The 539-nt window shown below is 45.1% G+C and carries 1 rRNA gene; it reads right to left on the bottom strand.

The features are described 5' to 3' along the window. Positions 1 to 462: 462 nt before the first annotated feature. Positions 463 to 539, bottom strand: a 5S ribosomal RNA gene (rrf, locus tag L6D64_RS28680); the annotation flags it as partial.

Below are 539 nucleotides of genomic sequence, written 5' to 3'. Positions count from 1 at the left end.
CAAACTCTTCAGTTCAATACTGCTTGGGTTTTTAAGAAACCCTAAACTTGGCTCAGCAATCTCAAATGACTATGTGATTTCTCGCATGGCCACTTGTGATGCTGATAATCTTTGTGACTATCAGTCCATACTCACAAGCACCCACACGAATTGCTTGATTCGATTTGTTAAAGAGCGTTTGGCCAAGAGCTTTTGTCTCAACCGAGGCGCGCATTCTACGCTTTCCTCAGGGTCTGTCAAGCGTTTATTTTAAAGTTTTTTACGAGAAACTCGTTTAGCTTCAAACACTTAACTCGCTTCGATCTCTCGTCGCGGGAGGTGAATAATACAGCATTCAGTAACGCTGTCAACCACCTTTTTACCACCACCGGTTGGCTATTCAACCTACCAGGAGAAGCGATAGCTTCTACTTAAAGACAAAACCCCTACCTGCGTGCGCAGATAGGGGTTTTGCGAAATGAATCTTGACGATGACCTACTCTCACATGGGGAAACCCCACACTACCATCGGCGATGCATCGTTTCACTACTGAGTTCGG

Origin of the sequence: Pseudomonas urethralis (assembly GCF_021602465.1) — a bacterium.
Classification (GTDB): Bacteria; Pseudomonadota; Gammaproteobacteria; order Pseudomonadales; family Pseudomonadaceae; genus Aquipseudomonas; species Aquipseudomonas vlassakiae.
The sequence above is the reverse complement of the archived record's forward strand: the minus strand, read 5'-3'. Positions and strand labels throughout refer to the sequence as shown.